The organism is Methanospirillum sp., assembly GCF_035406105.1.
In the GTDB taxonomy this organism is placed as follows: domain Archaea; phylum Halobacteriota; class Methanomicrobia; order Methanomicrobiales; family Methanospirillaceae; genus Methanospirillum.
On the sequence record NZ_DAONKG010000048.1, the window covers coordinates 8,920 to 13,171 of the forward strand.

At 50.9% G+C, this 4,252-nt stretch carries 5 protein-coding genes; 3 read left to right on the forward strand and 2 right to left on the reverse strand.

The genetic code is table 11. The features are described 5' to 3' along the window. The coding region (locus tag PLA23_RS04530; RefSeq protein WP_324474176.1) for a class I tRNA ligase family protein at positions 1-1,233 on the forward strand (1,233 nt) is incomplete at its 5' end. Between the two features lie 3 nt (positions 1,234-1,236). On the opposite strand, the gene tmk is transcribed toward PLA23_RS04530, so the two are convergent. After that, on the reverse strand, positions 1,237-1,863 hold the full coding sequence (gene tmk / locus PLA23_RS04535) for a dTMP kinase (RefSeq protein ID WP_502883593.1): 627 nt from the start codon (positions 1,861-1,863) through the stop codon (positions 1,237-1,239). Beyond that, positions 1,854-2,528 carry a HisA/HisF-related TIM barrel protein gene (locus tag PLA23_RS04540; protein ID WP_324330280.1) on the reverse strand — a complete coding sequence of 225 codons (675 nt, stop codon included), beginning with the start codon at positions 2,526-2,528 and terminating at the stop codon, positions 1,854-1,856. The genes tmk and PLA23_RS04540 overlap by 10 nt, the downstream gene beginning before the upstream one ends. 44 nt (positions 2,529-2,572) lie before the next feature. On the opposite strand from PLA23_RS04540, the gene PLA23_RS04545 reads away from it, so the two are divergent. After that, a complete protein-coding gene (locus PLA23_RS04545) occupies positions 2,573-3,259 on the forward strand; it encodes a (5-formylfuran-3-yl)methyl phosphate synthase (RefSeq protein WP_324330278.1) in 687 nt (228 codons plus the stop codon). Between the two features lies 1 nt (position 3,260). Beyond that, positions 3,261-4,252: IMP dehydrogenase (gene guaB / locus PLA23_RS04550; protein WP_324474178.1), on the forward strand; the 992-nt coding region annotated here is incomplete at its 3' end.

A 4,252-nucleotide genomic window follows, 5' to 3' on the forward strand; every position in this document is an offset into this window, starting at 1 on the left:
GACTCATCCATCTCGGTGATGCACGTAACCGGCTGGGACGGGAGTCAGAAGGTTCCCCCCCTGTTCCCTGCACAGATCCGGCCACAGGGTCATGATATCATTCGAACCTGGGCGTTTTATACCATTCTGCGGGCGGTATCTCTTACCGGTAAAAAACCCTGGGAACAGATTCTTGTCAATGGGATGGTTCTGGGAGAAGACGGGTTTAAGATGAGTAAGAGCAGGGGCAATGTAACAGTCCCTGAGGAGATTCTTGAACAGTACGGTGCCGATTCCCTTCGTCAGTGGGCAGCCCTTGGTGCAGCAACCGGTTCTGATATCCAGTTCAATTGGAATGATGTGGTTGCAGCAAACCGGTTCCTGACCAAGATGTGGAATATCTCCCGCTTTGCCCTCATGCAGCTCGACCGTGCTCCGTACAGGGAAGATGCACCAGTGACCGCTCTTGCGGACCGGTGGCTTTTAACAAAATTAAGTCAGACCGTTCGTGAGGTTTCTGAATCACTCGAAACCTACCAGTTTGACAAAGCTCTCAAAGCCATACGGGAGTTTGCCTGGGATGTGCTCGCAGACAATTATATCGAGATAGTAAAAGGCAGACTCTACTCGGATTCTCCAGATCGTGACGGGGCATGTGTTGCCATCCGGACATCTATGGATGCAGTCTGCCGGATGCTCGCGCCATTTACCCCGTATTTTGCAGAGGAAGTATGGTCATATTTTAACGAAAGTTCGGTTCATCAACAACCCTGGGTGACCTTTTCGTACGAGGATGAGGAGGCACTTCGTTCAGGTGAGATCCTGGTGCAGGTCATCTCCGAGATCCGCCGGTACAAGCATGACAAAGGACTTGCCCTGAATGCTCCAATCGGAAAGGCGACCGTCTATACCACGGTTCACATAAACGATGCAGGAGATGCAGGAACCGCATCCAATTGTACCCTTACCTGGAAGACCGGTATGCCTGAGTTGACCCAGGTTGTCAGCGGCGTGAAGTTTGACATGGGTATCATCGGTCCAAAACTGAGAGGAAAGGCAAGGGGGTTTATGCAGGCTGTCGAGGCATTACCAAAAGAGAGTCTGAGAACGGTTCCAAAAACTGTCATCGTGCACGGTGAAGAGATAGAGGTTCCGGAGGGGTCAGTAATTCCCCAGCTCTCCTACACCGTTGCAGGAGCCAGTGTCGATCTGATTCCAGTCAGTGACAGTCTGGTGATAACGATAGAGCAGTAATATTTAATTCTTTTTTCTCTTTATCTTCTTCTTACTCTCATTATACCGGAACCGGATCGTCTCACCTGCAACCCGAAGGATATGATCCGGTGGCATTGTCCCGTCGATGATGAGGAACCGGGCTGGATCTTCATCAACCAGGTCCATATAATTCTCATGAACTCTGGTTAAAACGGACTCCTGCTCAAAATGTTCTCCACTCTCGCGTTTACCGGTTCGTTCCAGAGCGACCTGAACCGGAACGGTAAGCAGGATAGTAAGATCCGGCATGATCGTCCATCCCTCATGCACAGCGCGGAGCCATGAGAGTGGATCAGGGAGTATCCCGTCCAGAGTAACCTGCTGGTAAACAAGACGGCTGTCAACGTACCGGTCCGATAGTACCAGACGACCCTCTGACAAAGCAGGCCGGATAATTTCCCGGAGATGGGCTGCATGATCAGCAATAAAAAGGAGAGCCTCGGCAACCGGGTCTGCATGTTCACGAATTGCACGACGGACCGCCTCACCAATCCACGTTGAACCTGGTTCACAGGTAATAACCGGATTCAAATCAGAAAGGTACACTCCCAATGCCTTTTGAAGTGTTGTCTTTCCGCTTCCATCTATGCCTTCCAACGTCACGAGCAGAATGTACCCCTCCTGATGTACTCGATTGGAATCCTGCCGGTATGGACAGCGGTTGCAAGAATCGCCCCATCAAACCCTGCCCTGTCAAGGTGGATCAGATCTTCTTCTGACGAGACACCACCACCCCAGAGCAGAGGGCCGGGATATGCTGCCCTGAATGCAGCAAGCATCGCTGTGTTCAGTCCCCGGCCGGTCCCGACCCTGCCGATATCGAGCAGGATGATCATTTCAAACCGGTACCGGGTACATGATGAGAGAAACAAAACCGGATCAATCCCCCAGGGAATCACGAGATCATCCTTTATGTCCACTGAAAGAACACCTCCGGTACATTGATCCAGGGTGTCTGCAGCAGTCTCAGTCCCAATAACATTGCAGACACCAGGAATATGCAGCAGATCATCAGGCCCTCTGCATCCCCGATCGAGAAGGATGCGTCCGGTCCGTTCTGCAAGATGAGGTATCAGGGCATCATGATCCCCGGTTTTACATATCCGGTCAAGATCTGCAATATATACATATCGGGGTCTGACCTGTTCGATAAACCTGATCGGCTCAGCCGTGTCTGCGTGCAAAGAGGTGACCGGAACGTAATTGTCCCGCATACCACTCTTTCCATGAACAATCAGTCCGTTTTTCAGGTCTGTGGCAAGATATAGGTCCATATTACAAACGTAATCACTATTTAGATACCGGTTCCATAAAATGTATGCAGTTGCTTGTCAGCCCAGCAACAATAGAAGAAGCAAAGAAGGCACTTTCTGCCGATATTGTCGATGTGAAACGTCCTGAAGAAGGATCCCTTGGAGCCTCTTTTCCCTGGATAATCAGGGCAATAAAAGATCTTACCCATAAACCTGTCAGTGCAGCCATTGGAGATTTTGACTATAAACCCGGAGGGGCAGCGCTTACTGCCCTTGGTGCTGCAGCAGCCGGTGCAGATTATATTAAGGTCGGGCTGATGTTTGATGGCATCGAAGAGGCAGAGATGCTGATTCAGTCTGTTACCCGTGCGGTAAAAGAGACCTACCCGGAGAAGTATGTTGTCATTGCTGCGTATTCTGACTGGGAACGTCTCGAAACCATCTCACCCTTTGATATGGCACCTCTTGCAGCAAAGGCAGGTGCAGATATCTCGATGGTAGACACGGGAATTAAGGATGGAAAATCTACTTTTGAATTCATGAATGAAGCCAGGTTAATCGAGTTTACCACATTAAACCGGAAACTTGGAGTCAAAACCGCACTCGCCGGGTCATTAAAGTTTGAAGACATCGGAGTCCTGAAACGTATCAACCCTGATATCATCGGTGTTCGGGGCATGGTATGTGGCGGAGACCGGAGGGCGATGGTTCAGGAAGAACTTGTGTTAAAGGCAGTCAGTATGGTTCATTGATATGTATATAGAAAAATTACAGGCAGAAACCGGACTTACATTTGACGATGTCCTGCTCATCCCGGCGGCTTCGGAAGTGGAGCCGGATCAGGCGGATGTCAGCACCCGTTTTTCACGAAATATTCCTCTGAATATCCCTCTGGTCAGTGCGGCAATGGACACGGTCAGTACCTCAGCCATGGCAGTCGCTCTTGCCAGGGCAGGGGGAATAACCGTTATCCACCGGAATATGACCGCTGAACAGGAGGCTGATGAAGTCAGGAAGGTCAAGCATGAGTCTGAGATCATTCAGCGTGAGGTGCTGACCGTCACCCCAGACTCACTCATTGCCGATGTTGACCGGATGATGACCTATCATGGAATTGGCGGTGTACCGGTAGTAGAGAACGGCAAGGTGATCGGTATTGTCAGCAGACGTGACCTTCGGGCCATGGTCAGCAGAATCGGAAACCAGCCGGTCAAATCCATCATGACTCATGAGCCCATCGTGGCTTCGGAGGGGATATCGATAGATGATGCCTTTGACCTCATGTACTCCCGGAAGGTTGAGCGTCTTCCGGTTGTTGACAGTGAAGGGATGCTGACTGGTATCATCTCCATGCAGGAACTCCTGGAGAAACGCCAGTTCCCTCATGCCGTCAGGGATAAGAACGGAAACCTCCGGGTCGCGGCTGCAGTCGGACCATTTGACCATGCACGGGCAATGCTCCTTGTTGAGGCAGGGGTTGATGCGATTGTGGTAGACTGTGCCCATGGTCATAACCTGAACGTGGTACGAAGTGTCCGGGATATCAAGGGGAGTGTTCCGGTTGATGTGATCGCAGGAAATATCGCAACAAAAGAAGCAGCAGAGGCATTGGTGGACACGGTTGATGGTCTGAAAGTAGGTATTGGCCCGGGGTCTATCTGTACAACACGGGTCGTTGCCGGTGTCGGGGTCCCACAGATTACGGCCATTGCATCGGTTGCTGAAGTAACAAAGGATGCGGATGT

Bases quoted from the DNA above. Each gene is read 5' to 3' on its own strand.
- PLA23_RS04540 (WP_324330280.1), bottom strand. From the start codon at position 2,528: ATGGACCTATATCTTGCCACAGACCTGAAAAACGGACTGATTGTTCAT.
- PLA23_RS04545 (WP_324330278.1), top strand. From the start codon at position 2,573: ATGCAGTTGCTTGTCAGCCCAGCAACAATAGAAGAAGCAAAGAAGGCA.